Origin of the sequence: Tsukamurella sputi, from assembly GCF_007858445.1 — a bacterium.
GTDB classification, from domain to species: domain Bacteria; phylum Actinomycetota; class Actinomycetes; order Mycobacteriales; family Mycobacteriaceae; genus Tsukamurella; species Tsukamurella sputi.
Genome location: NZ_VIGV01000004.1, coordinates 179,483 through 206,065, shown reverse-complemented (window position 1 = coordinate 206,065; position 26,583 = coordinate 179,483). Strand labels below are relative to the sequence as shown.

General features: G+C 69.8%; 28 protein-coding genes. 11 read left to right on the top strand and 17 right to left on the bottom strand.

Features of this window, described 5'->3' with window-relative positions; all coding sequences use genetic code 11:
• Nucleotides 1–31: 31 nt before the first annotated feature.
• Both FK268_RS13825 and FK268_RS13820 read left to right on the top strand, forming a co-directional pair.
• Nucleotides 32–514 carry a hotdog fold domain-containing protein gene (locus tag FK268_RS13825; protein WP_146434961.1) on the top strand — a complete coding sequence of 161 codons (483 nt, stop codon included), beginning with the start codon at nucleotides 32–34 and terminating at the stop codon, nucleotides 512–514.
• Between the two features lie 120 nt (nucleotides 515–634).
• Nucleotides 635–1,342: a chymotrypsin family serine protease gene (locus FK268_RS13820; RefSeq protein WP_146434958.1), complete on the top strand. Its 708-nt coding sequence runs from the start codon at nucleotides 635–637 to the stop codon at nucleotides 1,340–1,342.
• 89 nt (nucleotides 1,343–1,431) lie between these two features.
• On the opposite strand, the gene FK268_RS25220 is transcribed toward FK268_RS13820, so the two are convergent.
• Both FK268_RS25220 and FK268_RS13810 read right to left on the bottom strand, forming a co-directional pair.
• The gene (locus tag FK268_RS25220; RefSeq protein WP_146434956.1) at nucleotides 1,432–2,745 is read right to left on the bottom strand and encodes a serine/threonine-protein kinase; all 1,314 of its coding nucleotides are present in this window, start codon (nucleotides 2,743–2,745) and stop codon (nucleotides 1,432–1,434) included.
• Between the two features lie 130 nt (nucleotides 2,746–2,875).
• On the bottom strand, nucleotides 2,876–3,973 hold the full coding sequence (locus FK268_RS13810; protein ID WP_146434954.1) for a CaiB/BaiF CoA transferase family protein: 1,098 nt from the start codon (nucleotides 3,971–3,973) through the stop codon (nucleotides 2,876–2,878).
• Nucleotides 3,974–4,006: 33 nt separating this feature from the next.
• On the opposite strand from FK268_RS13810, the gene FK268_RS13805 reads away from it, so the two are divergent.
• Nucleotides 4,007–4,630: an alpha/beta hydrolase family protein gene (locus FK268_RS13805; RefSeq protein WP_146434951.1), complete on the top strand. Its 624-nt coding sequence runs from the start codon at nucleotides 4,007–4,009 to the stop codon at nucleotides 4,628–4,630.
• On the opposite strand, the gene FK268_RS13800 is transcribed toward FK268_RS13805, so the two are convergent.
• A complete protein-coding gene (locus FK268_RS13800) occupies nucleotides 4,615–6,102 on the bottom strand; it encodes a flavin-containing monooxygenase (protein ID WP_146434948.1) in 1,488 nt (495 codons plus the stop codon). The genes FK268_RS13805 and FK268_RS13800 overlap by 16 nt on opposite strands.
• An 87-nt stretch (nucleotides 6,103–6,189) precedes the next feature.
• Complete coding sequence (locus FK268_RS13795) at nucleotides 6,190–6,942, bottom strand: M50 family metallopeptidase (RefSeq protein ID WP_231707080.1); 753 nt, start codon at nucleotides 6,940–6,942, stop codon at nucleotides 6,190–6,192.
• Nucleotides 6,943–7,011: 69 nt separating this feature from the next.
• Here FK268_RS13795 and FK268_RS13790 point away from each other — a divergent pair, with 69 nt between their 5' ends.
• Together FK268_RS13790 and FK268_RS13785 are read left to right on the top strand one after the other, a co-directional pair.
• Nucleotides 7,012–8,034 (top strand): ferredoxin--NADP reductase, encoded by a 1,023-nt coding sequence (locus tag FK268_RS13790; protein WP_146434946.1) that lies wholly within the window; start codon nucleotides 7,012–7,014, stop codon nucleotides 8,032–8,034.
• The gene (locus FK268_RS13785; protein WP_146434944.1) at nucleotides 8,034–9,149 is read left to right on the top strand and encodes an alcohol dehydrogenase catalytic domain-containing protein; all 1,116 of its coding nucleotides are present in this window, start codon (nucleotides 8,034–8,036) and stop codon (nucleotides 9,147–9,149) included. The genes FK268_RS13790 and FK268_RS13785 overlap by 1 nt, the downstream gene beginning before the upstream one ends.
• On the opposite strand, the gene FK268_RS13780 is transcribed toward FK268_RS13785, so the two are convergent.
• Nucleotides 9,150–9,962 carry an SDR family oxidoreductase gene (locus FK268_RS13780; RefSeq protein ID WP_146434942.1) on the bottom strand — a complete coding sequence of 271 codons (813 nt, stop codon included), beginning with the start codon at nucleotides 9,960–9,962 and terminating at the stop codon, nucleotides 9,150–9,152.
• Nucleotides 9,963–10,060: 98 nt separating this feature from the next.
• Here FK268_RS13780 and FK268_RS24225 point away from each other — a divergent pair, with 98 nt between their 5' ends.
• A complete protein-coding gene (locus FK268_RS24225; protein WP_158636110.1) occupies nucleotides 10,061–10,219 on the top strand; it encodes a DUF5302 domain-containing protein in 159 nt (52 codons plus the stop codon).
• A gap of 153 nt (nucleotides 10,220–10,372) precedes the next feature.
• Entirely contained in the window at nucleotides 10,373–11,233 is an 861-nt protein-coding gene (locus FK268_RS13775) for a hypothetical protein (protein ID WP_146434939.1), read from the top strand.
• 7 nt (nucleotides 11,234–11,240) lie between these two features.
• Here the strand turns inward: FK268_RS13775 and FK268_RS13770 are convergent, their stop codons facing one another.
• Nucleotides 11,241–11,600 (bottom strand): DUF732 domain-containing protein, encoded by a 360-nt coding sequence (locus FK268_RS13770; RefSeq protein ID WP_146434937.1) that lies wholly within the window; start codon nucleotides 11,598–11,600, stop codon nucleotides 11,241–11,243.
• 241 nt (nucleotides 11,601–11,841) lie between these two features.
• Here FK268_RS13770 and FK268_RS13765 point away from each other — a divergent pair, with 241 nt between their 5' ends.
• Nucleotides 11,842–12,756 carry a TIGR04222 domain-containing membrane protein gene (locus FK268_RS13765; protein WP_146434934.1) on the top strand — a complete coding sequence of 305 codons (915 nt, stop codon included), beginning with the start codon at nucleotides 11,842–11,844 and terminating at the stop codon, nucleotides 12,754–12,756.
• 94 nt (nucleotides 12,757–12,850) lie between these two features.
• Here the strand turns inward: FK268_RS13765 and tuf are convergent, their stop codons facing one another.
• The 8 genes from tuf to FK268_RS13725 all read right to left on the bottom strand — a co-directional run bounded on the left by tuf (nucleotide 12,851) and on the right by FK268_RS13725 (nucleotide 20,549).
• Nucleotides 12,851–14,041: an elongation factor Tu gene (tuf, locus tag FK268_RS13760; protein ID WP_146434931.1), complete on the bottom strand. Its 1,191-nt coding sequence runs from the start codon at nucleotides 14,039–14,041 to the stop codon at nucleotides 12,851–12,853.
• Between the two features lie 123 nt (nucleotides 14,042–14,164).
• A complete protein-coding gene (fusA, locus tag FK268_RS13755; protein ID WP_146434929.1) occupies nucleotides 14,165–16,270 on the bottom strand; it encodes an elongation factor G in 2,106 nt (701 codons plus the stop codon).
• 87 nt (nucleotides 16,271–16,357) lie between these two features.
• Nucleotides 16,358–16,828, bottom strand: coding sequence for a 30S ribosomal protein S7 (gene rpsG, locus FK268_RS13750; RefSeq protein ID WP_068533086.1), 471 nt, complete (start codon nucleotides 16,826–16,828; stop codon nucleotides 16,358–16,360).
• The gene (gene rpsL / locus FK268_RS13745) at nucleotides 16,828–17,202 is read right to left on the bottom strand and encodes a 30S ribosomal protein S12 (RefSeq protein ID WP_068522692.1); all 375 of its coding nucleotides are present in this window, start codon (nucleotides 17,200–17,202) and stop codon (nucleotides 16,828–16,830) included. Before rpsL ends, rpsG begins: the two co-directional genes overlap by 1 nt.
• A gap of 349 nt (nucleotides 17,203–17,551) precedes the next feature.
• Nucleotides 17,552–18,430 carry a DNA-3-methyladenine glycosylase family protein gene (locus FK268_RS13740; protein ID WP_146434926.1) on the bottom strand — a complete coding sequence of 293 codons (879 nt, stop codon included), beginning with the start codon at nucleotides 18,428–18,430 and terminating at the stop codon, nucleotides 17,552–17,554.
• Between the two features lie 9 nt (nucleotides 18,431–18,439).
• On the bottom strand, nucleotides 18,440–18,829 hold the full coding sequence (locus FK268_RS13735) for a DUF5313 family protein (RefSeq protein WP_146434925.1): 390 nt from the start codon (nucleotides 18,827–18,829) through the stop codon (nucleotides 18,440–18,442).
• A 50-nt stretch (nucleotides 18,830–18,879) separates the two neighbouring features.
• Nucleotides 18,880–19,671 (bottom strand): ABC transporter permease, encoded by a 792-nt coding sequence (locus tag FK268_RS13730; RefSeq protein WP_146434922.1) that lies wholly within the window; start codon nucleotides 19,669–19,671, stop codon nucleotides 18,880–18,882.
• Complete coding sequence (locus tag FK268_RS13725; protein ID WP_146435847.1) at nucleotides 19,668–20,549, bottom strand: ABC transporter ATP-binding protein; 882 nt, start codon at nucleotides 20,547–20,549, stop codon at nucleotides 19,668–19,670. The genes FK268_RS13730 and FK268_RS13725 overlap by 4 nt, the downstream gene beginning before the upstream one ends.
• Before the next feature lie 108 nt (nucleotides 20,550–20,657).
• Between FK268_RS13725 and FK268_RS13720 the strand changes: the two genes are divergently transcribed.
• Nucleotides 20,658–21,608 carry a hypothetical protein gene (locus tag FK268_RS13720; RefSeq protein WP_146434920.1) on the top strand — a complete coding sequence of 317 codons (951 nt, stop codon included), beginning with the start codon at nucleotides 20,658–20,660 and terminating at the stop codon, nucleotides 21,606–21,608.
• 26 nt (nucleotides 21,609–21,634) lie between these two features.
• Here the strand turns inward: FK268_RS13720 and FK268_RS13715 are convergent, their stop codons facing one another.
• A complete protein-coding gene (locus tag FK268_RS13715) occupies nucleotides 21,635–21,916 on the bottom strand; it encodes a DUF2277 domain-containing protein (protein ID WP_146434918.1) in 282 nt (93 codons plus the stop codon).
• Between the two features lie 388 nt (nucleotides 21,917–22,304).
• Between FK268_RS13715 and FK268_RS13710 the strand changes: the two genes are divergently transcribed.
• Complete coding sequence (locus tag FK268_RS13710; RefSeq protein ID WP_158636109.1) at nucleotides 22,305–23,351, top strand: tyrosine-type recombinase/integrase; 1,047 nt, start codon at nucleotides 22,305–22,307, stop codon at nucleotides 23,349–23,351.
• Here the strand turns inward: FK268_RS13710 and FK268_RS25020 are convergent, their stop codons facing one another.
• Nucleotides 23,352–23,681 (bottom strand): Rossmann-fold NAD(P)-binding domain-containing protein, encoded by a 330-nt coding sequence (locus tag FK268_RS25020; protein ID WP_231707079.1) that lies wholly within the window; start codon nucleotides 23,679–23,681, stop codon nucleotides 23,352–23,354.
• A gap of 214 nt (nucleotides 23,682–23,895) precedes the next feature.
• On the opposite strand from FK268_RS25020, the gene FK268_RS24680 reads away from it, so the two are divergent.
• Entirely contained in the window at nucleotides 23,896–24,207 is a 312-nt protein-coding gene (locus FK268_RS24680) for a hypothetical protein (protein ID WP_166443483.1), read from the top strand.
• Between the two features lie 616 nt (nucleotides 24,208–24,823).
• On the opposite strand, the gene FK268_RS13695 is transcribed toward FK268_RS24680, so the two are convergent.
• Entirely contained in the window at nucleotides 24,824–25,663 is an 840-nt protein-coding gene (locus tag FK268_RS13695) for a sensor domain-containing diguanylate cyclase (RefSeq protein ID WP_158636108.1), read from the bottom strand.
• Nucleotides 25,664–26,583 lie beyond the last annotated feature (920 nt).

Here is a 26,583-nt window from a genome sequence, read left to right as displayed (position 1 = left end):
CGTCGAACTTACCGCGCGGTAAGGTAGCGGCATGACCGACACCTCCACGTACAAGATGTGGCGCGCTCTCAGCGACAAGCCGCTGGGCAAGCTGGCCTTCTCCGCCGCCGCATCGCTGAAGGCGCCCTACTTCGCCTCCGTGACGCCGTACATCTCCGAGATCGAGTACGGCCGCGCCGTCGTGCACGGACCGAAGTGGTGGTTCGTGCAGAACCACATCGGCACCTTCCACGCGATCGCGGCCTGCAACCTGGCCGAGGTGGGCATGGGCATGGTCATGGAGGCCTCGACCCCCGGCACGCACCGGTGGCTGCCGAAGTCGATGACGGTGAACTACCTCGCCAAGGCCGAGTCCTCGCTCATCGCGACCGCGACGCTGGCCGAGGAGGTCGACTGGGACGCGATCACCACCGGGCGCGAGGTCGCCGTCGACATCGCGGTGCGCGACAAGAAGGGCACCGAGGTGGTGCACGCGACGATCACGACATGGGTCACACCGAAACCCTCGAAGTGAGTCAATTCCACAACTCGGGTCACATGAGTTAACCAGCGCCTCAGCGATCACTCGGTTTACAGGCGGTGTGCTCTGTGGCACGCTACCGTCGCACAGTCTTGCGCCGACCCGAGGAGAATCATGCGCCGCACCATCACGTCGTTCGCGAGGACGGCCGCGGCTTCTGTGGCCGTCGTCGGCGGCGTCGCCGCGCTGGTTCCCGCCGCCGCGCAGGCGGAACCGATCGCCACCGTCACCCCGGGCAGCTCCGTGCTCACGATCACCAAGCTGGTCGGGAACGTCGCGGACGGCCGCGGCTGCACCGTCGGCTTCGTCGGACAGCGGCCCGACGGCACCCGCGTGGGCCTCTACGCCGGCCACTGCGGCGCGCAGGGGCAGCAGGTCGTCGTCGACGGCCGGATCGTCGGCGTGAACACCGGCTCATCCGCGCCCAAGCTGACCAATTCCGACACCTTCGTGGTGCCCGACGCCCCCGACTGGGGCGTCTTCACGCTGGATCCGAAGCTCGCCAAGGCCGCCCCCGGCGGCCGTGTCCGGCCCACCTCGGTGGGCACCGCGCGCCCGGGCGATCCGGTCTGCAGCCAGGGCGTCTCGTCGGGATGGCGCTGCGGTTCCGTGGTGAGCGTGGAGGGCGGCTACATCGCCACCACGATCCCGGTACAGGTCGGTGACAGCGGCGGGCCGCTGGTCCGCTCGTCGGACAACGCCGCCCTCGGCATCGCCAGCCGTGCCGCGACCTTCGACGGACCGGTCACCCGCAACGGCTCCCTGTTCTACGACCTCGGCTCCGCGCTGCGCGCCACCGGCACGTCGCTCGTCGTCGGCTAGCAGCCCCGTCCCCCGAGGAAACGGCTGATTTCCGGGCCGGCGCCGCGGATATCCGGCGCCACCACGGAATCGGCCGGTTTCACCAGTTCTCAGGCGCTGAACCAGGCGCGCACCGACTTCGGCGCCCACAGCAGGATCGGCGCCACGACGGTCGCAACGAGGCCGGTGCACGTCGCTCCCAGGATCACGGCCGCCGCGGTCGCGACGACGAGGGCCGTCCGCGTGCGCTGCGCGAACAGCACCACCGCACCGACGAACCCCGCGACCGAGCAGACCAGCCACAGCACGCTGAGCGCCACGCCGACGTCGGCGTTCGAGAGATTCGTGAAGCCGAGCAGGAGGCCGAAGACGCTCGCGACGACGAGCACGATCGCCGCCACCACCGCCTGCCACGGCCGCTTCGACGGAACAGGTGCCGCCGCGACGGGCGCCGCCGCAACGGCGGGGAACGAGGGCTGCGAGCCGTACGGAGCCATCGGCGCCGACGGCCGGATCTGCGTCGCCGGTCCGTACGGCGGGGGCGTGTGCGGTGGGGATGGGTGCGACGGTCCCGAGCCCACCTGCCGGGCCTCGGCCTCGAGAGCGCGGGCGAAATCTGCGCACGTGCGGAACCGCCGGTTCGGGTCGGCGGCCATGCCGGCGGCCAACGCCCGGTCCAGCGGCGCCAGGCGCGGGTCGGCGTCGGCGGCGCGCGGCACCTCGCCGCGCATCTTGCGGCTGATCACCGCTCCCGGCGTGGTGCCGGCGAACGGACTGCGGCCGGTCAGCAGGGTGAGCGCGGTCGCGGCGAGGGCGTACTGGTCGGTGCGGCCGTCGACGGCCTCGTCGGCCAGTTGCTCCGGCGCGGCGTAGGTCACCGTGCCCACCGCGGTGTTCGTGGCGGTGAGGCCGGCGTCGTCGTCCATCCGGCGGGCGATGCCGAAGTCCGCGAGCAGGACCCGTCCGCTCGCATCCGCACCGGACTCGGCCAAGAGGATGTTCGCGGGCTTCACGTCACGGTGGATGAGGCCCTTGGCGTGCGCGTGATCGAGCGCGGCCGCGACCTGGGTGATCACGGAGGCCACGTCGGCCACCGGCAGCCCGCGCGGGTGCCGGTCGCGGATCAGCCGGTCGAGGTCGACACCGGCGACGTAGTCCATCGACAGCCACAGCTTGCCGTCGGACTCGCCGCGATCGTGCACGCCCACGATGTTCGGGTGGAAGAGCGTGGCCGCGAGGTCCGCCTCGCGGTTGAAGCGGACCCGGTAGGACTCATCGGCGGAGAGGTCCTGAGGGAGGATCTTGAGCGCCTCCTCCCGCGGGAGCCGCGGATGCGCCACGAGGTACACCTCGCCCATCCCACCCGCGCCCAACCGGCGGACCACCCGGAACCCGGCGAATTCTGCACCGGCCTGCATCGACATGGGCGAATCCTAGCGGCCTGCACCGACCGCTTCCGGCATACCACCCGAAACCGGCGACATTTGCGATCGCGCCGCGAATACCGCGGCGCGACCGCGTTTTCCGCCGGTTCCGGGAGCCGCTATCGGACGGTCAGTCCCGCCACAGCGTCGACGGATCGACGGCCTCGGGGTTCGGCGCCTCGGGCGTGCCCGCGGGGGTGCGGGAGAAGCGCGGCGCGGGCATCGGCGCCATCGCTCCCCCGATCTCCTGCAGGTTCTTGCGGGCGGCCATGTGCGGGTGCTTCGAGGCCTCCTCGAAGGTGAGGATCGGCGCGACGCAGGCGTCGGAGTCGAAGAAGATCTCGGCCCACTCGTCGCGCGTCTTCGTCTTCAGCGCGGCCTCGATCGCGGCGCGCAGCTCGGGCCACCGGGCCTGATCCAGCTGGTAGGGCAGGTCCTCCTGCTCGAGCTCCAGCTTGGCGAGCAGCTCGGCGAAGAACTGCGGCTCGATCGCGCCGACGCTGACGTACTTGCCGTCGGACGTCTCGTACGTGTCGTAGAAGGGCGCGCCGCCGTCGAGGGTGTTCACGCCGCGCTCGTCGCTCCAGATGCCCTGGCCCCGGAAGTCCCACTGCATCTGCCCGATCAGGGAGGCACCGTCGACCATGGCGACGTCGATGACCTGCCCCTTGCCCGACGTGTTGCGCTCGTAGAGCGCCGCGAGAACGCCGAAGACGAGGAACATCGAGCCACCCGCGAAGTCGCCGACGAGGTTCAGCGGCGGTACCGGACGCTCACCCTTGCGGCCGATCGCGTGCAGCAGGCCGGTGAGCGAGATGTAGTTCATGTCGTGGCCGGCGCGCTGGGCGAACGGCCCGTCCTGGCCCCAGCCGGTCATCCGGGCGAAGACGAGGCGCGGGTTGCGCTCGAGCACCACGTCGGGGCCGAGGCCGAGGCGCTCCATGACGGCGGGGCGGAAACCCTCGACCACCACGTCGGCGCGGTCGATGAGCTCGAGAATGGTCGCGATGTCGTCCGGGTTCTTCAGGTCGGCCTCGACGATGGTCCGGTTCCGCTTGACGCCCGACGGGACGCCCGTGAGGCCGGCCACGCCGACGCCCGGGCGCTGCACCGAGACGACGTCGGCGCCCTGGTCGGCGAGGAGCATCGCGGCGTGCGGGGCGGGGCCGAGACCGGCGAACTCGACCACCTTCAGTCCGGCGAGGGGACCCTGCTTCGAATCAGTCATGAATGCACGTTAACTTGCCCGTAGGCTGGACGGGTGACCTGGCTCTCGATTCACGACCCCGAAGGCGACACCCGCGCAACGTTGATCCTGGCGCACGGCGCGGGCGGGAACCGCGACCAGGCGATGCTGCGCCTGCTGGGCGAGGAGCTCGCGGGGCGCGGCGTGCGCACCGTCCGCATCGACCTCCCGTTCCGGCGCAACCGGCCCAAGGGGCCGCCGTCACCGTCGGGCCAGGCGGCCGACCGGGCAGCCTTCGCCGAGACCGCGCGACTGCTGGACGTGCAGGGTCCCGTCCTCTGGGGCGGGCACAGCTACGGCGGCCGGATGGCGTCCATGGCGGTCGCCGAGGGCCCCGGCCCGGAGGCACAGAGCCCCGACGGCCTCGTCCTCCTCTCCTACCCCCTGCACCCGCCGGGGCGGCCGGAGAAGGCCCGCACGGCGCACCTGCCGGACATCACCGTCCCGACGGTGCTGGTGCACGGCCGGCGCGACCCCTTCGCCTCGCCCGAGGAGCTGGCGGAGGCGGCGGAGCTGATCACGGGCCCCACCACCATCGTGGACGTCGCCGCTGCACACGACCTGGCGCCCGCGAAGTCCGGCGCGCCGGCCAAGGCGGCCGACGCCGTGATCGCACTGCTGGATCAGCTGAAGGCGTAGTCGTCGATCGCGAAGCTGCTGGCGGCCCGTCGTGCCCCGAGGACGGAACTGGGGCGCAGCAGCGTCGCCTCGCCGTGCGGGTCGAAGTAGTAGCTGCGGCTACCCCCGCACGCGCCCCGCTGGAACACGGAGCGTTCCAGGCGGCGGCTCATGGTCGCCAGGAACCGCGCGTTCGCCTGCTCCGTGACCTCGACGGTGTGCGCCCGCCGCCGGTCGATCTCGTCGAAGACGCGGCGCAGGTGCACCATCTGCGCCTCGATGGTCCAGAAGTACGACAACCCGGTGTAGCTGTACGGACTGTGCAGGCTGAAGAAGTTGGGGAACTTCGGCACGGCCATGCCCTCGTACGCCTGGAACCGTCCCTCGCGCCAGAACTCGCCGAGGTTCCGCTCGTCGCGGCCGGTCACGTCGATCGCGGGGAAGTTCTTCTCCCACAGCGAGAACCCGGTGGCGAGCATGAGCACGTCGAGCTCGTGGACGGTGCCGTCGGCCATCTCGATGCCGTTCGGCAGCACCCGCCGGATCGACGTGGTCTCCAGCGTGACGTTCGGCCGGGAGAAGGTCGGGAAGTAGTCGTTGGAGAAGGTGGGCCGCTTGCAGCCGAAGGAGTACGACGGGGTCAGCGCGGCCCGGATCGTCGGGTCCGGGACCTGCGCCCGCAGGTGGGCCTTGGCCAGCAGCGCAGCCACGTCGTTGAACCGGTGCCCGTACTGGTAGTTGAGCACGCCCACGGTGTTGAGCACCTCGAGCGCGGTCGAGTTCGCCAGCCGCGCAGCGCGTTGCGTGATCGGCAGCGCGCCGAACAGCGCCTTGACGGGCCCCGGCACCGGGAAGTCGACCTTCGGCACCACCCAGATCGGCGTGCGCTGGAACACCGTGAGGTGCCCGGCGACCTTCGCCAGTTCGGGGATCAGCTGCACGCCCGTGGCGCCCGTGCCGATGATCCCGAGGCGCCGGCCGTCGAGCGGCACCGAATCGTCCCACTGCGCGCTGTGGACGACGGTGCCGGCGAAGCCCTCGATCCCCTCGATGTCCGGCAGTTTGGGTTGGCTGAGGAAGCCGGTCGCGGTGATCAGGAAGCGGGAGCGCAGCTTCTGCTCGAGCCCGCCGTCGCGCACCACGGTGACCTCCCACTCCGCGGCCCGCGCGTCCCAGCGGGCGGCGCGCACGTCCACCCCGAAGCGCATGTGCCGGCGCAGCCCGTACTTCTCGGCGACGCGGCTCGCGTACGCCTTGAGCTCGGCGCCCGGCGCGTACAGCCGCGACCAGTCGGGATTCGGCTCGAAGGAGTACGAGTAGGTCACCGACGCGATGTCCACCGCCAGGCCCGGGTAGCGGTTGACGTGCCAGGTGCCGCCCAGATCCTCCTCGCGCTCGAGGATGAGGACGTCGGTGCGGCCGCGGCCCAGGAGCTCGATCGCGGCACCCATGCCGCCGAATCCCGCGCCGACGATGATCACGTCGTGTGCCATGGCCACTGCCTTTCGGTGAACGGGGCGTCAGTTCCCACCCCGAAATCTACATCAATGTAGGACCGGATACGTCCTCTCGCCTCCGGCTCAGACGGACGCGAGCCCCGCCCGCGCGCCGAGCAGGACGACGCCCAGCGCCGCTCCCCCGCCGGTCGTCAGCGCGAACAGCGCCACCCACAGCCCGCCCGGGATGCCGGTCAACCGCGCCAGTTGGTCGGCGTCGCTGCCCTGACCGTGCCCGCGGCGCCGTAGACGATGCAGTTCGACGACGGCCCGGGGCGCACCGAACAGCAGGAACCACGTACCGAGGTGGGCCAGCGCGACCTTGGCCTCGGGCGGCGCCCACCAGGAGACCGCCACCACGACGGCGGCGGCGAGGAGCACCACGGAGAGGCCGAAGAAGTTGCGGATCCACACGAGCAGCAGCGCCAGCAGGAGCACTGCGGCCCACAGCGCCGCCAGCGCGTAACCGCGGGAGAGCAGGACGGCGGCGACGAGGCCGACCGCCGTCGGCGCCGGGTATCCGGCCGCGAACGTGGCGATCATCCCGGGCCCACCGGGCCGCCCGCGGGTGACGGTGAGCCCGGAGGTGTCCGAGTGCAGGCGGACGCCGCTGAGCCGCCGTCCGCACGCCACCGCGACCACGGCGTGGCCCCCTTCGTGGGCGATGGTCACCACGTGCCGGGCCCGGCGCCACGCCGGCCCCCACAGCACCAGGACCAGGGCGGCGACGGCCGTGCCCACCAGGACGGGAGCGCCCGGCGCCGGCGACCGGGCCGCGACGTCGGCGACGATCCTCTCCCAGGCCTGGGAGAGGACATCGGGCAGCGGGCGATCCACCGGGTGCACGGTAGTCGCGGCCGCTGGGCGGGCACAATCCTCCACCACTGCGGCCGATAACCTGGACGCATGAGCCTGACCCCCCACTCGAGCCGCAGCCAGATCGTCACCGTCGCCGAGGTGATCGACGAGACCGCGCTCGCGAAGTCCTTCGTCTTCGACGTGGAGTGGGACTACCGGCCGGGGCAGTTCGTCACGGTCCGCGTGCCGTCGGAGCGCACGGGGTCCGTGGCCAGGTCCTACTCGCTCTACACCTCCCCGTTCGACGGCGGGAAACCCGGCGTCACGGTCAAGCGCACCGTCGACGGGTACGCCTCGAACTGGCTCTGCGACAACCTGACCACCGGCTCCGAACTGGAGGTGCTGCCGCCGTCGGGCGTCTTCGTGCCCGAGAGCCTCGACGTGCCGCTGCTGCTGCTCGCGGCCGGCAGCGGCATCACGCCGATCATGTCCATCCTGCGCGCCGCCCTCACCGCAGGCACCCGGCCGATCACGCTGCTCTACGCCAACGCCGACCCGGAGGCCACGATCTTCCGCGCCGAGATCGCCCGCCTCGAGGCGGAGCACGAGCGGCTCACGGTGATCTGGTGGATGGAGTCCGAGCGCGGCATCCCCGACGCCGACATGCTGTCCGCTGTGCTCTCGCCGTACTACTCCCGCGCCACCTACCTCTGCGGGCGCGACGAGTTCATGGCCGCCTGCAAGGAGGCGTGCCGGGTGATCGGCACCCCGCGCGAGCAGGTGCACCAGGAGATCTACGCCTCGCTCACCGGCGACGCCTTCGCCGACATCGTGCCGCACGACGTGGAGGTCACGGCCGATTCGCCGGAGGTCACCGTGCACAACCTGGGCGCGACCTTCACGGTGCCGTGGCCCGAGGGCGAGACCCTGGTGGACGTGCTCATCAACAACGGGCACGACGTGCCCTACTCCTGCCAGTCCGGCGAGTGCGCCACGTGCCTGTGCAAGCTGACGAAGGGCACCGTCGAGATGGCGGTGACCGACGGACTCGACCCCGATGACGCCGAGGACGGCTACATTCTGGGGTGCCAGGCGAAGCCGACGTCGCCCGAACTGGAGGTCGAGTACTGATGCGGATCCGTGGAGCGGTGCTGGAGGAGATCGGGCGCGCGCGTCCCTACGCGGATTCGACGCCGATCTCGGTGGGCGAGCTCGAGCTCGCGGAGCCCGGTCCGGGCGAGCTGCTGGTGCGCATCGAGGCTGCGGGACTGTGCCATTCGGATCTGTCCGTGGTCGACGGGAACCGCGTGCGCCCGGTGCCGATGCTGCTGGGCCACGAGGCGGCGGGCATCGTCGAGACCCTGGGACCCGGCACCGAGGGAGTGGCGGTCGGCGACCGAGTGGTCATGGCCTTCCTTCCCCGCTGCGGCGAGTGCGCCAATTGCCGCACGGACGGCCAACTTCCGTGCACGCCGGGCAGCGTCGCCAACAACGCCGGCGAGTTGCTGGGCGGGGGCCGGCGCCTGTCCCGCGACGGCGCGCAGGTGCACCACCACCTCGGCGTCTCCGGGTTCGCGACGCACACCGTGGTGGACGCCCGCTCGGTGACGCGCGTGGATTCCGATGTGCCGCCCGAGATCGCGGCGGTGCTCGGTTGTGCGGTGCTCACCGGCGGCGGCGCGGTGCTCAACGCCGGCGTGCCGTCGGACGGCGACGATGTGATCGTCATCGGCCTGGGCGGCGTCGGCATGGCCGCCGTCCTCACCGCCCTGTCCTTGAAGGCCGACGGTGCCGTCGGCCGCGTGATCGGTGTCGACGCGCAGCCCGCCAAGCTCGACGCGGTGCGGGAACTCGGTGCCGACGCCGCCTACACCCCTGAGGAACTGGCCGAGGCGGGCGTGCGCGCGCCCGTCGTGATCGAGGCCGCGGGGCACCCGAAGGCCTTCGAGGCCGCCGTCGCGGCCACCGCGGTCGGCGGGCGGACGGTCACCGTCGGGCTGCCGAATCCCGCTGCGCGCTCGGAGATCAGCCCCTTGGTGCTCACCGCCGAGGCCCGCACCATCATCGGCAGCTACCTCGGCTCCGCCGTGCCGCAGCGCGACATCCCGCGGTACGTTCAGATGTGGCGCGCCGGCCGGCTGCCGGTGGAGAAGCTGATCTCGGGCGTCATCACGCTGGAGCAGATCAACGAGGGCATGGATTCCCTGGCCGACGGCACCGCGGTCCGCCAGGTCATCCGCTTCTGATCAGTCCTGCTCCGGGGCAGGCGCGGGGCGGGGCCAGTCCGTCGGACGCTGCTGGGCGTCGAGGCCACCGTCGGCGAAGACGACGGAGCCGACGCAGTAGCCCGAATCCGGGCCGAGTAGGAACTGCGCGAGCGCGGCGATCTCCTCGGGCCGTCCGGCACGGCCGGCCGGAATGAGGTCCAGGAAGGCGTCCATCGCGGCGCCGAGCTGCGGATCGGCGCGGCCGGCCTGCGTCATCGGGGTGTCGATCAGCCCCGGCGCGATGGCGTTGAGCCGGATGCCCTGCGCCACGTACTCGGCCGCGTGCGTACGGACGAAGTACGCGAGCGCCGCCTTCGTGGCCGGGTAGGCGAGGATCGAGGCGTACTCGCCGTAGGAGTCGGCGAGGTCCGCGGCGGCGTGCTCGTCGCCGCCCAGGCACGTCTCGGCCAGCTCCATCGGCCACCCCGGCTGCGTGGTCGTGGAGTTGGAGCTCACCAGCAGCGCCGCCGACGGCCCGCGCGCGAGCAGCGGCCGCAGCCCCACCAGCAGGTCGACGGCCCCGAAGTAGTTCACGGCGACGACGGACGAGCCCGACCGGCCGGCGGCGGGACCGAGCCCCGCGAAGGCGGCGAAGCCCGCGAGCGGCGCGGAACCCACCAGCTCGCCGATCCGCGCGACCGCCTCGAACCGTCCCCCGGGCGTCCCGAGGTCGGCCTCGACGTCGGTCCCGTGCAGGTCCACGCCGATCACCCCGTGCCCGGCGGCGTGCAACCGCTCCGCCGTCGCGGCGCCCAGTCCCGAGGCCGCGCCCGTCACCACGTACATGCTCATGATCCCCACCTTTCCTCCCGTGAACGGCCCGCGCCAAATCGGGTGACATCCGCCCCTGTCCGGTTTAGCGTGAACGCACGCGAGAGAGAGGAGACACCATGCCCGCCGACGGTATCGCCGACAAGTTCAAGGAAGCACTCGAACGCAAGAACGCGTCGAATCGCCAGGGGTCCGCGCATCTGGACGGATCCACCAAACCGCAGACCCCGCACGGCTCGGAGAGCCACCAGCAGCAGTTCCGCCGCAAGAGCGGTTAGCCGCACTCCTAGGGCCCGGTGCCCCGATCCGTCGGGCGCCGGGCCCTTCGGTGCGCGCGGCGGCCGCGCACCGCATCCGATAGACTTGCGATCGCATCACGACGGTCGCAGGAGGAGGGTGTCATCGACCTGCCGCTGCTCGTTCCCGTTCCGGTGGGCCGGCCACCCGCGCCCGGCGCTCCATCGACGGAAGATAGTGCGATCCAACAGGTTCGCAGCGTCGTCGCCTCGATCCTGGGCTCACTCCGCGGCGGCCCGCACCTTCCCGAGTCCGGCCTGAACTGGGCCGTCGCGTACCTCACCCGCGACTCGCAGCCGCTGCTCGTCGCCACCACCACCGACGCCGGCTGGATGCCGCTGGGCACGATCGTCCCCGCGGGAGTGCGGGTGCTGTGGAACGTACCCACTGCCGCCGCGTGGGCCACCGTCGACGATCCGGTGCGCCAGCTGGTCGAGTTCGCCGCGGCGGAGGGCTACACGATCCGCGCGGTCGCCACGACCCACCCGAGCCGCGCGCACCACATTCCCAACGGGCCCTGGAAGCTCGTCGGCGAACGGCATCCCGGCCAGGTGCTCCCGCATCGGGTCACGCGCTTCGAATCGGTGGCCTCCCCCGCGCGGGTCGCCCACATCCGCGCCCTGCCGGCCGACGAGGCGGACCGGCAGGCCCGCGCCCTCCTGCGCGATCTGGAGCGGGTCACCGTCGTGCCCCGGTACGCGATCGGGGTCGAGGAGGCCCGGACGGAGGCCCGGCGCCATCTCTCGGCCGGCCAGGAGGTCCCGTCCGCCGTGGTGGATCAGTTGCTGCTCGACCAGGACGCGCTCGCCGACGCACTGAACCTCGCCCGGGTACCTCCGCGCTCACTCACCGCCGGCGGTGATCCGCCCGACGGGACCGCGCTCCGCGCCCGGCTCGTCGAGCGCGCGCTCGTGGAGGTCACGATCTCCGCCGCTCGGCACGATCTCGAGTCCGCGGTGTACGGGTGGACCTTCGCGCGCTACCTGGCCCGCTGAACGGCGATCACGGGTAGGTTTTGTACCGGTCCCAGTGACGGTTGCACAGGTACTGCGCGGCGTAGAAGACCACCTGCTGCCGCTCCCACAGCGGGTACGCGCGCTCGTCGTTGTAGAGGGCGCGCGTGGCGGCGGCGGTGCTCGCGGGGTTCCGGTCCAGCGCGGCGCAGGCGCTGTAGCCGAACCGCACCATCTGGGCGTCGGTGGTCCGGCCGCCGAAGGGCTTGGTGAAGTCGTGGAGGTTCTTCGTGGCGACCACGAAGCGCCCCTCGTCGAGGCGGCCGTCCGCGTGCGCCGGGGCCTGGACCAGCGTGGCGAGCCCCACTGCCGCGATCCCCGCAGCCAGCGCCCTCATCAGCTTCGGCATCCGTGGTACTCCTCGCTCCCGGTGGGGCTCCGCCCCACGTGTAGACGGATTATCCACCGAACGCCGTGCTCCGCGCACCCGTCTCCCGGGAAATCAGCCGGCCGGACCGCACACGAGACGGCCGCGTCATGAGAATCTGCCGTGGAATCGGTCTCGATTCGGCGTCGGATGCCTTCTCGCAGTAGCGCGATCGCGATTCCACCGCCAGTCTGAGCGCAGACCGAACACGAGGGGGTTTCCCATGACGCACCATCTGCTCGCCGGCGACACCTGGGGGATTCCGAGCGCGGACTTCCTCATCGGGTACCTGCTCCTGAGCGTGCTCACGGTGATCGCCGTGCTGGTCGCGCGCACCAGCGGACGCGGCCCCCGGCACCGGATCGCCGTGCTGAGCCCCGTCGAGACGGGGATGTTGATCTCGGACGGCAACGCGGTGGTCGCGGCCCTCGCGCAGCTCCGCGCCGCCGGAATCATCGACGCGGACGGGCGCACCGTCCGCCCCGTCACCCGGGAGGACCGCGCCACGCTCGACTGGTTCGTGCGGAGCGTCGCCGACCGGCTCGAGAAGCGGTCGACGTCCCTGGTCAGAGACCTCGAGGCGCCGCTCCGGCAGCTCCGCTCCGGGCTCGTGCGCGACGGTCTGCTGCGCGCTCGGCCCCGCTCGGCGGGCCCGGCGGTGCTGCTCCTGCCGGTGATCGCGCTCGGGGTGATCCGCATCGTCGCAGGTGCGGCCGGCGGCAAGCCCGTCGGCTTCCTCACCGCCGCCGTGATCGCGCTGACGGCGCTGTTCCTGGTGCTGGCCCTGCGCACGCGCAGGCTCACGCCCGCAGGGCGGCGTGAGCTCGCGGCGGCGCGGCAGCGGCACGCCCACCTGCACCCGCGGTTGAAGCCGTCGATCCGGACGTACGGCACCGCCGCCGCGGCGTACGGGGCCGCGCTCTTCGGCGTCGTCGGGCTCGCCCAGCTCGATCCCACGCTCGCCGCGAGCGCGTACGCGGCGCAGGCCGGCGCGATGACGCCCGCCTTCACGGTCGGCGGCGGCTCGGGCGGCTCGTCCAGCTGCTCCTCGTCGAGCTTCAGCAGCTGCGGCTCGTCGTCGAGTTGCTCCTCGTCCTCCAGCAGTAGCAGCTGCGGCGGAGGCGGCTGCGGCGGCTGAGCGGCGCACCGTCGGACCGGAGAAGTCCTCCCGGACATGCGAAACGGCGCCCCTCCCTTCCGGGAGAGGCGCCGTTCACGGCTGACTACCTAGATCAGGCGATGATCTTGGTGACGCGGCCGGCACCGACGGTGCGGCCACCCTCGCGGATCGCGAAGCGCAGGCCCTCGTCCATGGCGACCGGCTGGATGAGCTTGACGCTCATCTCGGTGTTGTCGCCGGGCATGACCATCTCGGTGCCCTCGGGGAGGGTCACGACGCCGGTCACGTCCGTGGTACGGAAGTAGAACTGCGGACGGTAGTTGTTGAAGAACGGGGTGTGGCGGCCGCCCTCGTCCTTCGACAGGATGTACGCCTGGCCCTCGAACTCCGTGTGCGGGGTGGTGGTGCCCGGCTTCACGACGACCTGGCCGCGCTCGACGTCCTCGCGCTTGAGGCCACGGACGAGGAGGCCGACGTTGTCGCCCGCCTGGCCCGAGTCGAGCAGCTTGCGGAACATCTCGATGCCCGTGACGGTGGTCTTGGTCGACTTCTCGCGGATGCCGACGATCTCCACCTCCTCGTTCACGTTGATGATGCCGCGCTCGACGCGACCGGTGACGACGGTGCCACGACCGGTGATCGTGAAGACGTCCTCGACCGGCATCAGGAAGGGCTTGTCGGTCTCACGCTCGGGGTCCGGGATGGACTCGTCGACGGCGTTCATCAGCTCGACGATCGACTCGACCCACTTGGCATCGCCCTGGAGCGCCTGGTAGCCCGACACGCGGACGACGGGGGCGTCCTCGTCGAACTCCTGCGAACCCAGCAGCTCGCGGACCTCCATCTCGACGAGCTCGAGGATCTCCTCGTCGTCGACCATGTCGCACTTGTTCAGGGCGACGAGGATGTAGGGCACGCCGACCTGGCGGGCGAGCAGCACGTGCTCGCGGGTCTGCGGCATCGGGCCGTCGGTGGCGGCCACGACCAGGATCGCGCCGTCCATCTGGGCGGCACCGGTGATCATGTTCTTGATGTAGTCGGCGTGACCCGGCGCATCGACGTGGGCGTAGTGGCGCTTCTCGGTCTGGTACTCGACGTGCGAGATGTTGATCGTGATGCCACGAGCCTTCTCCTCGGGCGCCTTATCGATCTGATCGAACGCCGAGGCCTCGTTGAGGTCCGGGTACTTCTCGGCCAGAACCTTGGTGATGGCAGCCGTCAGGGTGGTCTTGCCGTGGTCGACGTGACCGATGGTGCCGATGTTCACGTGCGGCTTGGTCCGCTCGAACTTCGCCTTCGCCACTTTGTGTCCTCCTGGACGTAGTGCTTGCGGGGCCGGTTGCCCTGCAAGGGTGTTTATCTTTCGGTTGTTTTCGACGCCGAGGCGCCAGACGCCTAGGCGCCACGCTCCGGAGAGCGGGGAGGACTACTCCCCGTTCACCTTCGCGATGATCTCCTTCGACACGTTCGCCGGAACCTCGGCGTACGAGTCGAAGACCATGGAGTAGTTCGCCCGGCCCTGGGTCTTCGACCGGAGGTCGCCGATGTAGCCGAACATCTCCGACAGCGGGACCTGAGCCTTCACGAGGCGGGCACCGCTGCGTTCCTCCATGGCCTGGATCTGGCCACGGCGGGAGTTGAGGTCGCCGATCACGTCACCCATGTAGTCCTCGGGGGTCGTGACCTCGACAGCCATGATGGGCTCGAGGATGACGGGACCGGCCTGGCGTGCTGCCTCCTTGAAGGCCTGCGCGCCGGCGATCTTGAACGCCATCTCGGACGAGTCCACGTCGTGGTACGCGCCGTCGAGCAGCGTGACCTTGACGTTCACCAGCGGGTAGCCCGCGAGCACGCCGTACTGCATCGCGTCCTGGGCGCCGGCGTCGACCGAAGGGATGTACTCCTTCGGCACGCGGCCACCGGTCACGGCGTTGACGAACTCGTAGGTGGCGCCGTCCTCGGCGTCCTCCAGCGGCTCCAGCTTGATGATGACGCGCGCGAACTGGCCCGAGCCACCCGTCTGCTTCTTGTGGGTGTACTCGTGCTTCTCGACGGGACGACGGATCGTCTCGCGGTAGGCCACCTGCGGCTTGCCGACGTTGGCCTCGACCTTGAACTCGCGACGCATGCGGTCGACGAGGATGTCGAGGTGCAGCTCGCCCATTCCGCCGATGACGGTCTGGCCGGTCTGCTCGTCGAGCTCGACGGAGAAGGTGGGATCCTCCTCGGCGAGCTTCTGGATCGCGACGCCGAGCTTCTCCTGGTCGGACTTGGTCTTCGGCTCGATCGAGACGTTGATGACCGGGTCCGGGAAGGACATGGACTCGAGCACGATCGGGTTCGCCGGATCGCAGAGGGTGTCACCGGTCGTGGTGTCCTTCAGACCGATCATCGCGTAGATGTGACCCGCGGTCGCGTCCTCGACCGGCATCTCCTTGTTGGCGTGCATCTGGAAGAGCTTGCCGATGCGCTCCTTCTTGCCCTTCGTGGCGTTGAGCACGCCGGTGCCCGAGTCGATGTGACCCGAGTACACGCGGACGAAGGTCAGCTTGCCGAAGAACGGGTGCGCGGCGATCTTGAAGGCCAGGGCCGCGAAGGGCTCGTCCTTGCTGGGCTTGCGCGAGAGGATCTTCTCCTCGTCGCCGACGGCGTGGCCCTCGATGGAGGGCACGTCGAGCGGGCTGGGGAGGTAGTCGATCACGGCGTCGAGCATGGGCTGCACGCCCTTGTTCTTGAACGCCGAACCGCACAGCACCGGGTACAGCTCACGGCTGACGGTGAGCTTGCGGATCGCGGCCTTGATCTCGTCGATCGAGAGCTCTTCGCCGGCGAAGTACTTCTCCATCAGAGCCTCGTCGGACTCGGCGACGGTCTCGAGCAGCTTCTCGCGGTACTCGGCGGCCTTGTCGGCGAGGTCGGCGGGGATCTCCTCGATGGTCGGCTCCGCGCCGATCTCGACGACGCCGCGCCAGGTGATGGCCTTCATCTCGAGCAGGTCGACGACACCGTCGAACTCGTCCTCGGCGCCGATCGGCAGCTGCAGGACCAGCGGCTTCGCGCCGAGGCGCTCCTCGATGGTGCGCACGGTGAAGTAGAAGTCGGCGCCCAGCTTGTCCATCTTGTTGACGAAGCAGATACGCGGGACGTCGTACTTCTCAGCCTGACGCCACACCTGCTCCGACTGGGGCTCGACGCCCTCCTTGCCGTCGAACACGGCGACGGCACCGTCGAGCACGCGGAGCGAACGCTCCACCTCGACCGTGAAGTCGACGTGCCCGGGGGTGTCGATGATGTTGATCTGGTTCTTCTTCCAGAAGCAGGTCACGGCGGCGGAGGTGATGGTGATACCCCGCTCCTTCTCCTGCTCCATCCAGTCGGTGGTCGAGGCACCGTCGTGGGTCTCACCGATCTTGTAGTTCACACCGGTGTAGAAGAGGATGCGCTCGGTGGTGGTGGTCTTACCGGCATCGATATGCGCCATGATGCCGATGTTGCGGACCTTCGTGAGGTCGGTAAGCACTTCCTGTGCCACGGTGGTAAGCCTCGTTCTCTTAAGAGGATGGATTTGCTTCCGGTGACCCGCGCCGGCCGCCGTGCGGCGGCCGGCTCGGGGATCAGATCACCAGCGGTAGTGCGCGAACGCCCGGTTGGCCTCGGCCATCTTGTGGGTGTCCTCGCGACGCTTCACCGAAGCGCCCAGACCGTTGCTCGCGTCGAGGATCTCGTTGGCGAGACGCTCGATCATGGTCTTCTCGCGACGCTGCCGCGTGAAGGTCACCAGCCAGCGCAGCGCGAGGGTGTTGGCGCGACCGGCCTTCACCTCGATCGGCACCTGGTAGGTGGCGCCACCGACGCGGCGGCTCTTGACCTCGAGCGACGGGCGCACGTTGTCGAGCGCCTTCTTCAGCGTGAGAACCGGATCGGTGCCGGTCTTCTCACGGGTCGCCTCGAGGGCGCCGTAGACGATGCGCTCGGCGGTGGACTTCTTACCGTCCAGGAGCACCTTGTTCACGAGCTGGGTGACCACGGGCGAACCGTAGACGGGGTCGTTGACGACGGGGCGCTTGGGCGCCGGTCCCTTACGAGGCATCAGCCCTTCTCCTTCTTCGCGCCGTAGCGGCTACGCGCCTGCTTGCGGTTCTTGACACCCTGGGTGTCGAGCGAACCGCGGATGATCTTGTAGCGAACACCCGGGAGGTCCTTCACACGACCGCCACGGACGAGCACCATCGAGTGCTCCTGAAGGTTGTGACCTTCGCCGGGGATGTACGCGGTGACCTCGACCGAGCTCGTCAGACGGACGCGGGCGACCTTACGAAGCGCCGAGTTCGGCTTCTTCGGGGTGGTGGTGTAGACGCGGGTGCACACGCCACGACGCTGCGGCGAGCCCTTCAGGGCGGCCACCTTCGTCTTGGAGGCCTTGTCCCGGCGGCCCTTGCGGACCAGCTGGTTGATAGTTGGCATAGAAGCGCTGTTTCCTTCGTTTCGGCTGTCGCCGGCCGTCCGGCCGACTTTTCCTACTGCTGCGGTTGTAGCTCCGGGCAAGCGCCTCGACTCATCCGCGGATGGATGAAGGCGACTTCCGCAGCGCGGCCCCACCGGCCTCCTCGGCTCGCGCCGAATCCGCTGGTCAGTCCCGTTTCCGGGAAGTAGCTACCCGCCTCGCACGTACCCCGAGGTCGGGCGTGTCGCGCGTCCGTGAGCGGTTCCGGTCACCCGGCCTACGCATGGACACGTGAGATCGTCCTAGCATTCGCCAGGCACGGCTCCCCAGCTTACCGTGCTGAACTCACCATGGTCAAAAGAGTTGCCCTCACCACGCCCGGTAGTCGCGCACGGCCACCCGCGGACCCCGTCGTTCCCGGTCCACTCCCGCCCGCGCGAGCAGCCGGATCACCCTGCCGCGCTGGCCGCGGTACGGCTCGAGCACCTCGAGCATCCCGGCATCGTCCAACGCCTCGCCCACGAATCCCATTCCCACGATGCGCGGCAGGTGGTAGTCGCCCACCGGCACGGCGTCCGGATCGCCGCAGGCCCGGCCGAGCAGCTCCCCGACGGTCCACGCCCCGATGCCGGGAAGGGCTCCGAGCCGCTCCGGCCGATGCTCCACCTCGATGCCGCTCGCGCCGATGATCGTGCGCATGCGGACGGGTTCCACACCGGCCCGGTGCCATTCCCAGGCGGGGATCGCGGCCCACTGATCGCGGGCCGGCGGCACCCGCAGGTCCGGACCGCCCGTCGGCCCCGGGGCGACGGTGCCGAACCGGCGGAGCAGGTAGCGCCATGCGCGGAAGGCCTCCGCCCCGACGACCTTCTGCTCCAGCACGGTCGGGACCAGCGTCTCCCAGACCCGGTTCGACCGGGCCAGCCGCAGGCCCGGCGATGCGGCCACCGCCCGCTCGACGACGTCGTGCTGCGGAACCAGGGCCGACGGGTCGTCGTCGGCGCCCGCCATCGCCGGAGCGTGTTCGAGGAGCCACTGCGCCCCGCTCCCCCACGCCTGCGCCGTCACCGTCCCGTCGGCGAGGCGCAGCCGGACCGTCCCGGGACCGTCCGGCGTGCCGACCGCGCGCCACAGGGAACCGTCGGGCGTCCGCGCATAGGCCGGATCGCCCGCGCCGCGGCGGAGCACCCCAACGGTGCCGTGCAGGTCGAGGACGTGCCCCGGAGCCCATGAGCGTTCTGCCGTCACCCGGCGAGGCTACGCCGCCCGGTGCCGGTACTTCTGCTCGTAGACCTGCGCCCGGCGGCGGTGCTCCTCGAGTTGCCTGCCGCTCTCGGTGTGCGGATCGATGCCGTTGTCGACCAGGAGCTCCTGCAGGTAGATCGAGCGCAGGCCGCCGACGAAGACGATCGCCGGCAGCGCCATCATCGCGACCAGCGCCAGCTTGACCCACAGCGGCGAGGGCAGGATCAGTGCCACGACGAGGAAGGGCACGAACATCAGCGCCCCGCGGATGAAGAAGCGACGGTTGTGGCCGGGGCCGGTGGCGTCGTTGACCACCCAGTCGCGCATGGAATCGGGCAGGCGCATTCCCATCAGGTACTTCACCCGCTCGACGAGGTTCGGTGTGGTTCGAGTAGTGGACATATCCCCAGGTTACGCCGGTGTGATCCGAGTCACAATCAGTCGGAAACCGACTACCGCTCGGCACTGTGCCGGTAGGCGATCGCGGCCGCGCCGGCGAAGACGGCGAACCAGACGACCACGTTGATCGCGGCTCCGAGCAACGACGTGTGCACGCCGGTGAGCGTCTCGCCGCCGGTGAGCGGATAGCGGGCCAGCGCGGTGATCCCGTACATCGGCGTGAACTGCGCGAAGGTCAGCATCCCGCCGGAGAGCGGGAAGAAGACGTTGCCGCCGAAGGCCAGCACCGTCAGGAGCAGCCCCGGGATGTGCATCACGATCTCGGGCCGCAGCGCGAGGCCCAGCGCCAGTCCCAACGCCCCGAACAGCGCGGACCCGAGCCACGCGATGAGCAGGGACAGCACCCAGACCTGCGGTTCGGCGTGCGCACCGGTCGCCGCGGACAGCACAGCGAGCATCACGACGGGGAGCGCGGACATGGTCAGGGCGCTCACCACCTTCGAGGCGATGTACCCGGGCGGGCGCAGGGGCGTGAGCCGCAGCGTGCGCACCCAGCCCGTCGACCGCTCGGCCGCGACCTGGGCCGCCGTCGTCGTCGCCGCGGCGGCGGAGCCGTACAGGGCGAGACCGATCATCATCCACGCGGCGAAGTCGCCGTGCGCGAATCGTGCGTCCGGCCCGGCCTGGGTGTGCAGCGCCAGGTACAGCACCACGGGCAGGACGGTCGTGATGATGAGGGTCTGCCGGTTGCGCAGTTGGCGCCGCACGTCGAGCAGGAGGAAACGGGGCGTGAGGCCCCAGGCCGTGGGCGTCGTCGCGGTGGTGGTCGTCGCGGTGGTGGTCATGCCTTCTCCTCGGTGAGCTGCAGGAACGCCTCTTCGAGACCGTGCGTGACGGTCTCCACGTCGCGGGCGTCGGTACGGGTGAGCAGGAATCGGAGGGCGTCGTCGGACGCGCGCGGATCGCCGTCGACGGCGAAGACGGTGCGCTCGCCGCGCACCTCCACCACGCGGAGGCCGGGCACGGCCGCGACGAGGGCGGCGGCACCGTCGGGCCCGAGAACCGCCGAGATCCGCCGGCCGGTGGCGGCGGCCCGGACGTCGGCGGTCGCGCCGTCGGCGACGATCCGCCCGCCGGCGATCATCACCACCCGGTCGGCGAACTGGTCCGCCTCCTCCAGGTAGTGCGTGGCGAACAGCACCATCGTGCCGCGGCGGGCGTCGGCGCGGACGGCGGCCCAGAACCGGCGGCGCGCGTCGACGTCCATGCCGGCCGTGGGCTCGTCGAGGATCAGCAGGTCGGGCTCCGCGAGGAGTGCCAGGGCGAACCGCAGCGCCTGCTGCTGCCCGCCGGAACACTTCCCCACCTGCCGCTTGCGCAGGTCGTCCAGACCGGCGCGGGCGATCGCCGCCTCCGGGTCGGATCCGGGGTGCAGCGCGGCGATCAGCTCGACGGTGTCCTGCACGGTGAGGGTGGGCAGGAGGCCGCCCGACTGTTGCACGGCGGCGACGGTGCCGGTGTGCGTGGCGGTGCCGGAGTCCGGGGCGATGAGGCCGAGGATCATGTCGATCGTGGTGCTCTTGCCGGCGCCGTTGGGGCCGAGGAAGGCGACGACCTCGCCCTGCCGGACGGTGAGGTCGATGTCGTCGACGGCGGCGAACCGCTCGCCCGCCGCGCTCGCGTAGGTCTTGGTCAGGGATCTCAGTGTCAGTGCCGGTGTCATGACCTCGACGATGCCCGTGACCTGCGACGATCGGATCCACCCGAGGGTGGAGGCGCGGGTGGAGGTACACACTGTGAACGGCGTCACATCCGGAGTAGATTCACTGTCGTGCGCCTGCGATCATCACTCCCCCTCGCGGTGGCGTCCGCCGTGTGCGCGGCCGCCCCGGCCTTCGCGGCCGCGCCTGCGCCGGGCGCCCTGCTCGGCGAGTTCGCGCAGAACCAGCTGGAGAACTGCGCAGCGATCTGCCCCTACGTGGCGCAGGGCGCGATCGGAGTACCGGCGGGCGTTCTCGCGGCGCCGGGTACAGCCCTGGTCGCGGCCCCGGGAGGGCCGTTTCGGGCGCTCGGCGCGGGCGCGGCCGCAGTGACCGGGCCCGCGGACGCCGCGATGACCGGCATCATCGGCAACGACCTCAACCAGGTGGTGCCGCGGTTCCAGAACGGGGTGGTCATCGGCCTGCTCGACCTGATGCGGATCGGCGGCGGCACCGGGTCGGTGGATGCGCTGCGCGCGGATCTGTACGCAGCACTGCGGGAGCCGCTGCCGCCGGTCGCCGCGACGCCACCGCCGCTCACGACGCCCCCGCCCTTCGGTATCACGCCGGCGCCGCAGGGTCCGGCCGAGACGGCGCTCACGCGGGGGACGAACGCCTTCTTCGCGGCGGCGTTCTACGTTCCCGAGCTGTCACTGCTCGGGGCGACGCAGACCGCGAACGCCACGGCGACGACCCTCGCGCGGACCGGCGATCCCGTCGCCGCCGTCCAGGCCGGGCTGGACGCGGCGGGCGCCGTGGCCGCGGAGAACGGACGGATCCTCGCGGGGGCGACGAGCAGTCCCGAGACGAGCAGTCCCGAGACCAGCAGTCCCGAGACGAGCACCTCCCGCGAGCGCCCCTCCGCGACCGAGCCCGCACCCGTCGCCGGCGCGGCGAGCGCGGTCGGCGCGACCGAGCCACCTGCGACCGCGACCGCCGGTCACCCCGCCGCGGACGGCCCGGCGGATGGCCCGGCGACCGGCACCGGCTCGACCACCGGCGCGGGGGCGACCGGGGACTGAGCGAGCGCGGCGCGGGCCGCGCGGGCTCAGGCTCCCGCCGCGGCCCTGGCCTCGATTCGCGCCCGTACCTCGGGCCGGCGCAACGGCGGAACGGTCTTCGGCGGCTGCCGCCGTGCGGGCAGCGCGTCGAGCAGTTCCTCGGTGGCGGCGGTGACCTTCGCGACGGCTTTCTCGAAGGCGTCACGGTTGGCATCGCTGAGTTTCTGGATGCCCGAGATCTTGCGCACGTACTGCCGCGCGGCGGCCTCGATCTCCTCGTCGGTGGCGGCAGGCTCGAGCCCTCGCAGTTCAGTGATGTTCCGGCACATGTGCTGGACGGTACGCCGATACCACAACCTCCGCCGCGCTATCAGTGAACTGCGACGATGCGAGAGTCTGCGTGTCACGCGATGGACAGGTTCTGCCTGAATTTGCACTTCGATCTGGCACGTATCTGGCACGACCGAGATGTGCCAAATTGACGTAGGAGCGGCGGAGTGGCAGGCAAGGGCGGGTTCGGATCGGTCCGACGCGTGCCATCAGGAAGGCTGCAGGCGCGATACACCGCCCCCCGACGGCCGCAGCTATTCAGCCGGGACCTTCGGAACCGTCCGGCAGGCCGAGGCCGCGCTCGCAGCGGTGCGCCGGAGCATCGACGACGGCGAGTGGACACCCCCAACGACCGCCACGACCACCACTGCAGTGCCTGCCGTTACTGTGCGCAACGCCGCGGAGGCCTGGCTCGCGACGATCCCCAGCCACCAGCATCGCGCACAATCGGCCGGGCGGATGCGCCTCCACGTTCTGCCCCAGCTTGGCGATCTGCAGCTGGACGACCTCACCCGCGAACGGTGCGACGAGTGGTATGCGCAGCTCTGCCCTGAACGCCCTACTCAGCGCGCGCGTACCTATGCCGCGCTGCGTGCCGCGCTGCGGCTCGCCCATGACCGCGGCCACCTCACCGAGGTCCCACTCAAGATCCGAGGAGCTGGGGATACCCCGCCGGTGCGCGAGGCGCGGACCGCGACCGCAGAGCAGTTAACCCAGCTGCTCGACGTGTTGCCGCCGCAGGACCGTGCCGCAGCGCTCCTCGCTGCGTGGTGCGGACTGCGCGTCGGTGAGGTCATCGGCCTACAACGCCGCGACGTCGAGGTCGACCCCACGGCGTATCCCCCACTTGCACCCAACCTGCGGCTGCGTATCCGGCGGCACGTCGTGCAGCACCATGGGCGCGCCCTTGACGAGCCCGCGCAGCTGATCGTCTCGGGATCGAAGGCGGACAAGAGCGCCGCTGCAGTGGTGGTGCCGCCACATCTGTCGCGTGCCCTCTGGAAGCACCTGGAGAACTACGTCGAAGCCGACCCCTCGGCCTGGCTGTTCCCTCAGCGCAACGATCCATCTCACCCAATCAACACCGGCACGCTGCATCGATCATGGCGGCGCGCGCGAGACGCCGCCGGGCTCGACGGATTCGTTTTCCACGACCTGAGGAGGACCGGCAACACCCTCGCCGCGGAGAGCGGAGCGACGCTGGCGGAGATGATGCAAAGGCTCAGGCATCGGAACGTGCGCGTCGCGCAGCGCTACCTGGTGGCAGCGGCCGGAGCCGACGTCCGGCTCGCCGAGCGGATGAGCGCGAAGGTCGCTGCACCGCTCGCCACCAAGCCCGACACGCCTCCGCTGCCTGCGGTCGATCTCGTTGAGGCGGAGGTCGAGCGCCGGCTCGCGGCGCGGCTCAGGGCGCTGGGGATCGAGCCGGAGTGATCAGCTGACGCTCACCGCCGCTTCATCCACCGTCTGAGCCAGCAACATCGCGATCGTCATTGGCCCGACACCACCCGGCACCGGTGACGCAGCCCGGGCGACCGCGGCAGCCTCCTCCGACACCTCTCCCGGAGCGAATCCGGCATCTACGACGACCGCACCCGAACGCACCATCGCGGCCGTGATCAAGCCGGGCCGGCCCGCAGCGGCGACGAGGGTCTCGGCGCGGCTGGTGTGCGTGACGAGGTCACGGGTCCGGGAGTGACAAACCGTGACGGTGGCGTCGCGCGCCGTGAGCATCGCTGCCAGGAGCTTGCCCCCTTCGCGCACCTGAAGTACCCGGGCGAGTAGACGACCATGAGAACCGTCCAACGAGTTACATTCGCCGTCGCCGTCGTTCTCGCCGTCACGATCGTGGGCATCTGGTACATCGTGGACATCTGGTACTGGGGGTACGACCCCTTCGGAGGCAACAACTGGTGGCAGGGCAGCCCCGCAGGCCGTCCACGTCCACGGACGGACGTGGTCGATCACCCCGCAGCTGGTGAGTCCCGCCGCGGTCCCGCCGCTGTGCGAAGTCCCGAAGGACCTCCTGCTACCGAACAAGCGGTACTTCGCGCTCGTCGGCGGCGCCTGCCCTACCATGACCGGGCGTCTGGGTCAAATGGCACGGCGGCTACTTGCCTGGGCCCCTCCTCGGCGCCCCCGAAAGCTGACCGCCGGGAGCACCGTCGTCGTCGGAGGCGGCGCGGCGCAGGCGGCACCGCGCTGCGCGGGCGCGGAGAGCGACAGCACCACCGTTGAGGTCCGCTTCGGCTACACCGTCCCCACCAAGGCCAACGCTGGAATCAACTAGCGGAATGCAGCGGCCCCGCCCTCGTGGCGGGGCCGCTGCATTAGCAACCTGTGACATCCCTGCCCCTTGCGCGCACATGTGGTCGCCTCACACCGCGACCTCTACGTCCTTCACGATCCGGTACGCCGAGGCGCGGCTGATCCCGGAAGTACAACATCTAGTGACCTGGCACGACCCTGGTCCATGTCCCCGGGGCCTCAACAGCCAGGAGGATCGGGGCACGGTACCGTCCCTTGGTCTTGCCCATGCTCACCTGGGCCCATTCCTCGCCCCGGCGGTACAGGTATAGGGCGCCGGCGTCGATGACGAACCCTTGCGGTGTGGGCGGCGTCTCGCCATGAGGCGGGTCTTCGTTTGGGCGATCCACCGCGAAGTCGCCCCAAATCACCTGTTCGTCATCGTGCATGGCCCAGTGTTGCACAGGCAACGCTCATACGCAGTCCGAGACCTCGCGCAAGGCAAGCACCAGAACGGCTCCTCACCGATCCTGGGTGAGGGGCCGGCTTCTTCGTCTCAGGAGTGCGCCGCCGTGGAGAACCAGGATGTTCGGGTGGAGACGGTCTCGTACGTGCCGGTGGCCGCAGTACAAGCCGCGCGCCGCTCGCGGTCCCCGCGGTCAGATCTGCCGAGCGGCTTTGCGGCTCATGAGCTTCCGACCGGCGGAGTCAACCAGAGCGTCGACGCTCCCGCCTTCGGTCGGGAACCGTGCGGCTGCGATAGTGGCGGTAACAGGCGATGTGAATTCACGAGTGCCTGTGGCGCATAGCGCGGTGTAGAGCCTCGTCTCGATCTCATGCAGCTGCTCCGACATGCGGCGACCGGCGGTGATAACGGCGAACTCGTCTCCGCCCCACCGTCCGGCTACCGCGCCAGGCGGTACAACTGCTCGAATCGTCGCTGCCACCTGCCGGATTGCTGCGTTGCCGGCCGCGTAGCCATAGGTGGTGTTAATGCCCTTGAGATTGTCGACGTCGATGAGCACCAGGCCGGCAGCCGATAGAGCCGGCCGTGGAGCGTGGAGAGCGGAGCGGGCGCCCTTGAGTAGTCCGCGGCGGTTCAGGAGCGAAGTTAGCTCATCGGTTTCACTAAGGGCGCGCACCTCCGAGTAATTCGAATACAGGCTGGATATATCTCGTGAGATACACAAGACAGCCGCTGGCCGGCCAGCTCGCATGATCGGGGTCAGGACGTTGTCCCAGATTTGGACACCGGCGTCGGATTTGGTCTGTCCCTCGAAACGCGCCGGGGTCCCGCTCGCGGCATCGCGGATTGCAACAATCCCTGAGTCTCGAATACTCGACGGAAGCACCTCAAGCCAAGGTATTCCCAATTGATCGTCCGGGCCAAGCCCTAGGGCATTCCGGCCCGCGTTGTTGATACTCCGAAGGGAGCCGTTCAGGTCGATGACCTTAACGCAGTCGGAGCTGTCGCCAAAGACCTCAGTCCACTGCTGCATAGCCTCTGAGGAGATGAGTCCATGGCTCCACTCTTCAGATTGGATGCCTCCCGCTACATTGCGACGCGCGCGCCCGTGTGGCCGCTCGACTTCTCGCCATCTACGCCTGCGAGAGTTGGGTGACATCGGGAGGATCGACATCGGTTGATCATCTACGAACTGGCACACGGTTTCATCCGTGTGTCGCATACACGGCGCAACGGGCGAATCGATATCGCAAAGTTCAGGGTCGCGCCCAAGTAGAGGCACGGGGGAGCCAACTCTTGCAAATCTGTTGAAACAAATACTGGTCGCCGGACGGAATTCAATATGTCAATACGCTGAAGCTGATAAGCCATCCAATTTACGGCCTTCGATCAGGTCATACTAGCGATATGGCCTCAATCAACCTAGGGAGTTTATTGCTGCACATAAGGTGTGAATCCGTTCATGGTCCACGTCTTGATGTCGACGCATTGTTGTGCTGCTTTAGCTTTTGCACATTGGGTGATTGTGCGAAGTAATAGCCCAGCATGTGAGACGTACAAATCGGTCGCAGCACGGCGGCGACGATGCCGGCGAGCATCGATACAGGGGTCCGGCGCATCCCTGGACGAGGTCCCGGGCGCTTCCACGGGACAGGCGAGGGATATCGTGCGGATCGAACTGCCGACACGGACCGGTAGGCGGCTGCTCCGGTGTGGTTACGGGAGGAGTCTCGCTGAGACCAGCGTTGGTGCACTGGCGATTCTGCCCGCGGGTGCTGTCATGGGGGAATGGTTACGCCAAGGAGGTGACATGCAAGTAGAGTCGGAAGCCAGGAACTGGACGGTGCCGAAGTGACTACATACCACATCATTTTGACTGTAGCGGCCGTAGCGCTCGCTGTCGTGGCGCTCGTTGTTGGACGCGGCATCCGGCGTTCAAATTTGAAGGCATCG

Bases quoted from the DNA above. Each gene is read 5' to 3' on its own strand.
- FK268_RS13825 (WP_146434961.1), top strand. From the start codon at position 32: ATGACCGACACCTCCACGTACAAGATGTGGCGCGCTCTCAGCGACAAG.
- FK268_RS13820 (WP_146434958.1), top strand. From the start codon at position 635: ATGCGCCGCACCATCACGTCGTTCGCGAGGACGGCCGCGGCTTCTGTG.
- FK268_RS25220 (WP_146434956.1), bottom strand. From the start codon at position 2,745: ATGTCGATGCAGGCCGGTGCAGAATTCGCCGGGTTCCGGGTGGTCCGC.
- FK268_RS13810 (WP_146434954.1), bottom strand. From the start codon at position 3,973: ATGACTGATTCGAAGCAGGGTCCCCTCGCCGGACTGAAGGTGGTCGAG.
- FK268_RS13800 (WP_146434948.1), bottom strand. From the start codon at position 6,102: ATGGCACACGACGTGATCATCGTCGGCGCGGGATTCGGCGGCATGGGT.
- FK268_RS13790 (WP_146434946.1), top strand. From the start codon at position 7,012: ATGAGCCTGACCCCCCACTCGAGCCGCAGCCAGATCGTCACCGTCGCC.
- FK268_RS13785 (WP_146434944.1), top strand. From the start codon at position 8,034: ATGCGGATCCGTGGAGCGGTGCTGGAGGAGATCGGGCGCGCGCGTCCC.
- FK268_RS13780 (WP_146434942.1), bottom strand. From the start codon at position 9,962: ATGAGCATGTACGTGGTGACGGGCGCGGCCTCGGGACTGGGCGCCGCG.
- FK268_RS24225 (WP_158636110.1), top strand. From the start codon at position 10,061: ATGCCCGCCGACGGTATCGCCGACAAGTTCAAGGAAGCACTCGAACGC.
- FK268_RS13770 (WP_146434937.1), bottom strand. From the start codon at position 11,600: ATGCCGAAGCTGATGAGGGCGCTGGCTGCGGGGATCGCGGCAGTGGGG.
- FK268_RS13765 (WP_146434934.1), top strand. From the start codon at position 11,842: ATGACGCACCATCTGCTCGCCGGCGACACCTGGGGGATTCCGAGCGCG.
- rpsG (WP_068533086.1), bottom strand. From the start codon at position 16,828: ATGCCTCGTAAGGGACCGGCGCCCAAGCGCCCCGTCGTCAACGACCCC.
- rpsL (WP_068522692.1), bottom strand. From the start codon at position 17,202: ATGCCAACTATCAACCAGCTGGTCCGCAAGGGCCGCCGGGACAAGGCC.
- FK268_RS13735 (WP_146434925.1), bottom strand. From the start codon at position 18,829: ATGTCCACTACTCGAACCACACCGAACCTCGTCGAGCGGGTGAAGTAC.
- FK268_RS13730 (WP_146434922.1), bottom strand. From the start codon at position 19,671: ATGACCACCACCGCGACGACCACCACCGCGACGACGCCCACGGCCTGG.
- FK268_RS13725 (WP_146435847.1), bottom strand. From the start codon at position 20,549: ATGACACCGGCACTGACACTGAGATCCCTGACCAAGACCTACGCGAGC.
- FK268_RS13715 (WP_146434918.1), bottom strand. From the start codon at position 21,916: ATGTGCCGGAACATCACTGAACTGCGAGGGCTCGAGCCTGCCGCCACC.
- FK268_RS13695 (WP_158636108.1), bottom strand. From the start codon at position 25,663: ATGCAGCAGTGGACTGAGGTCTTTGGCGACAGCTCCGACTGCGTTAAG.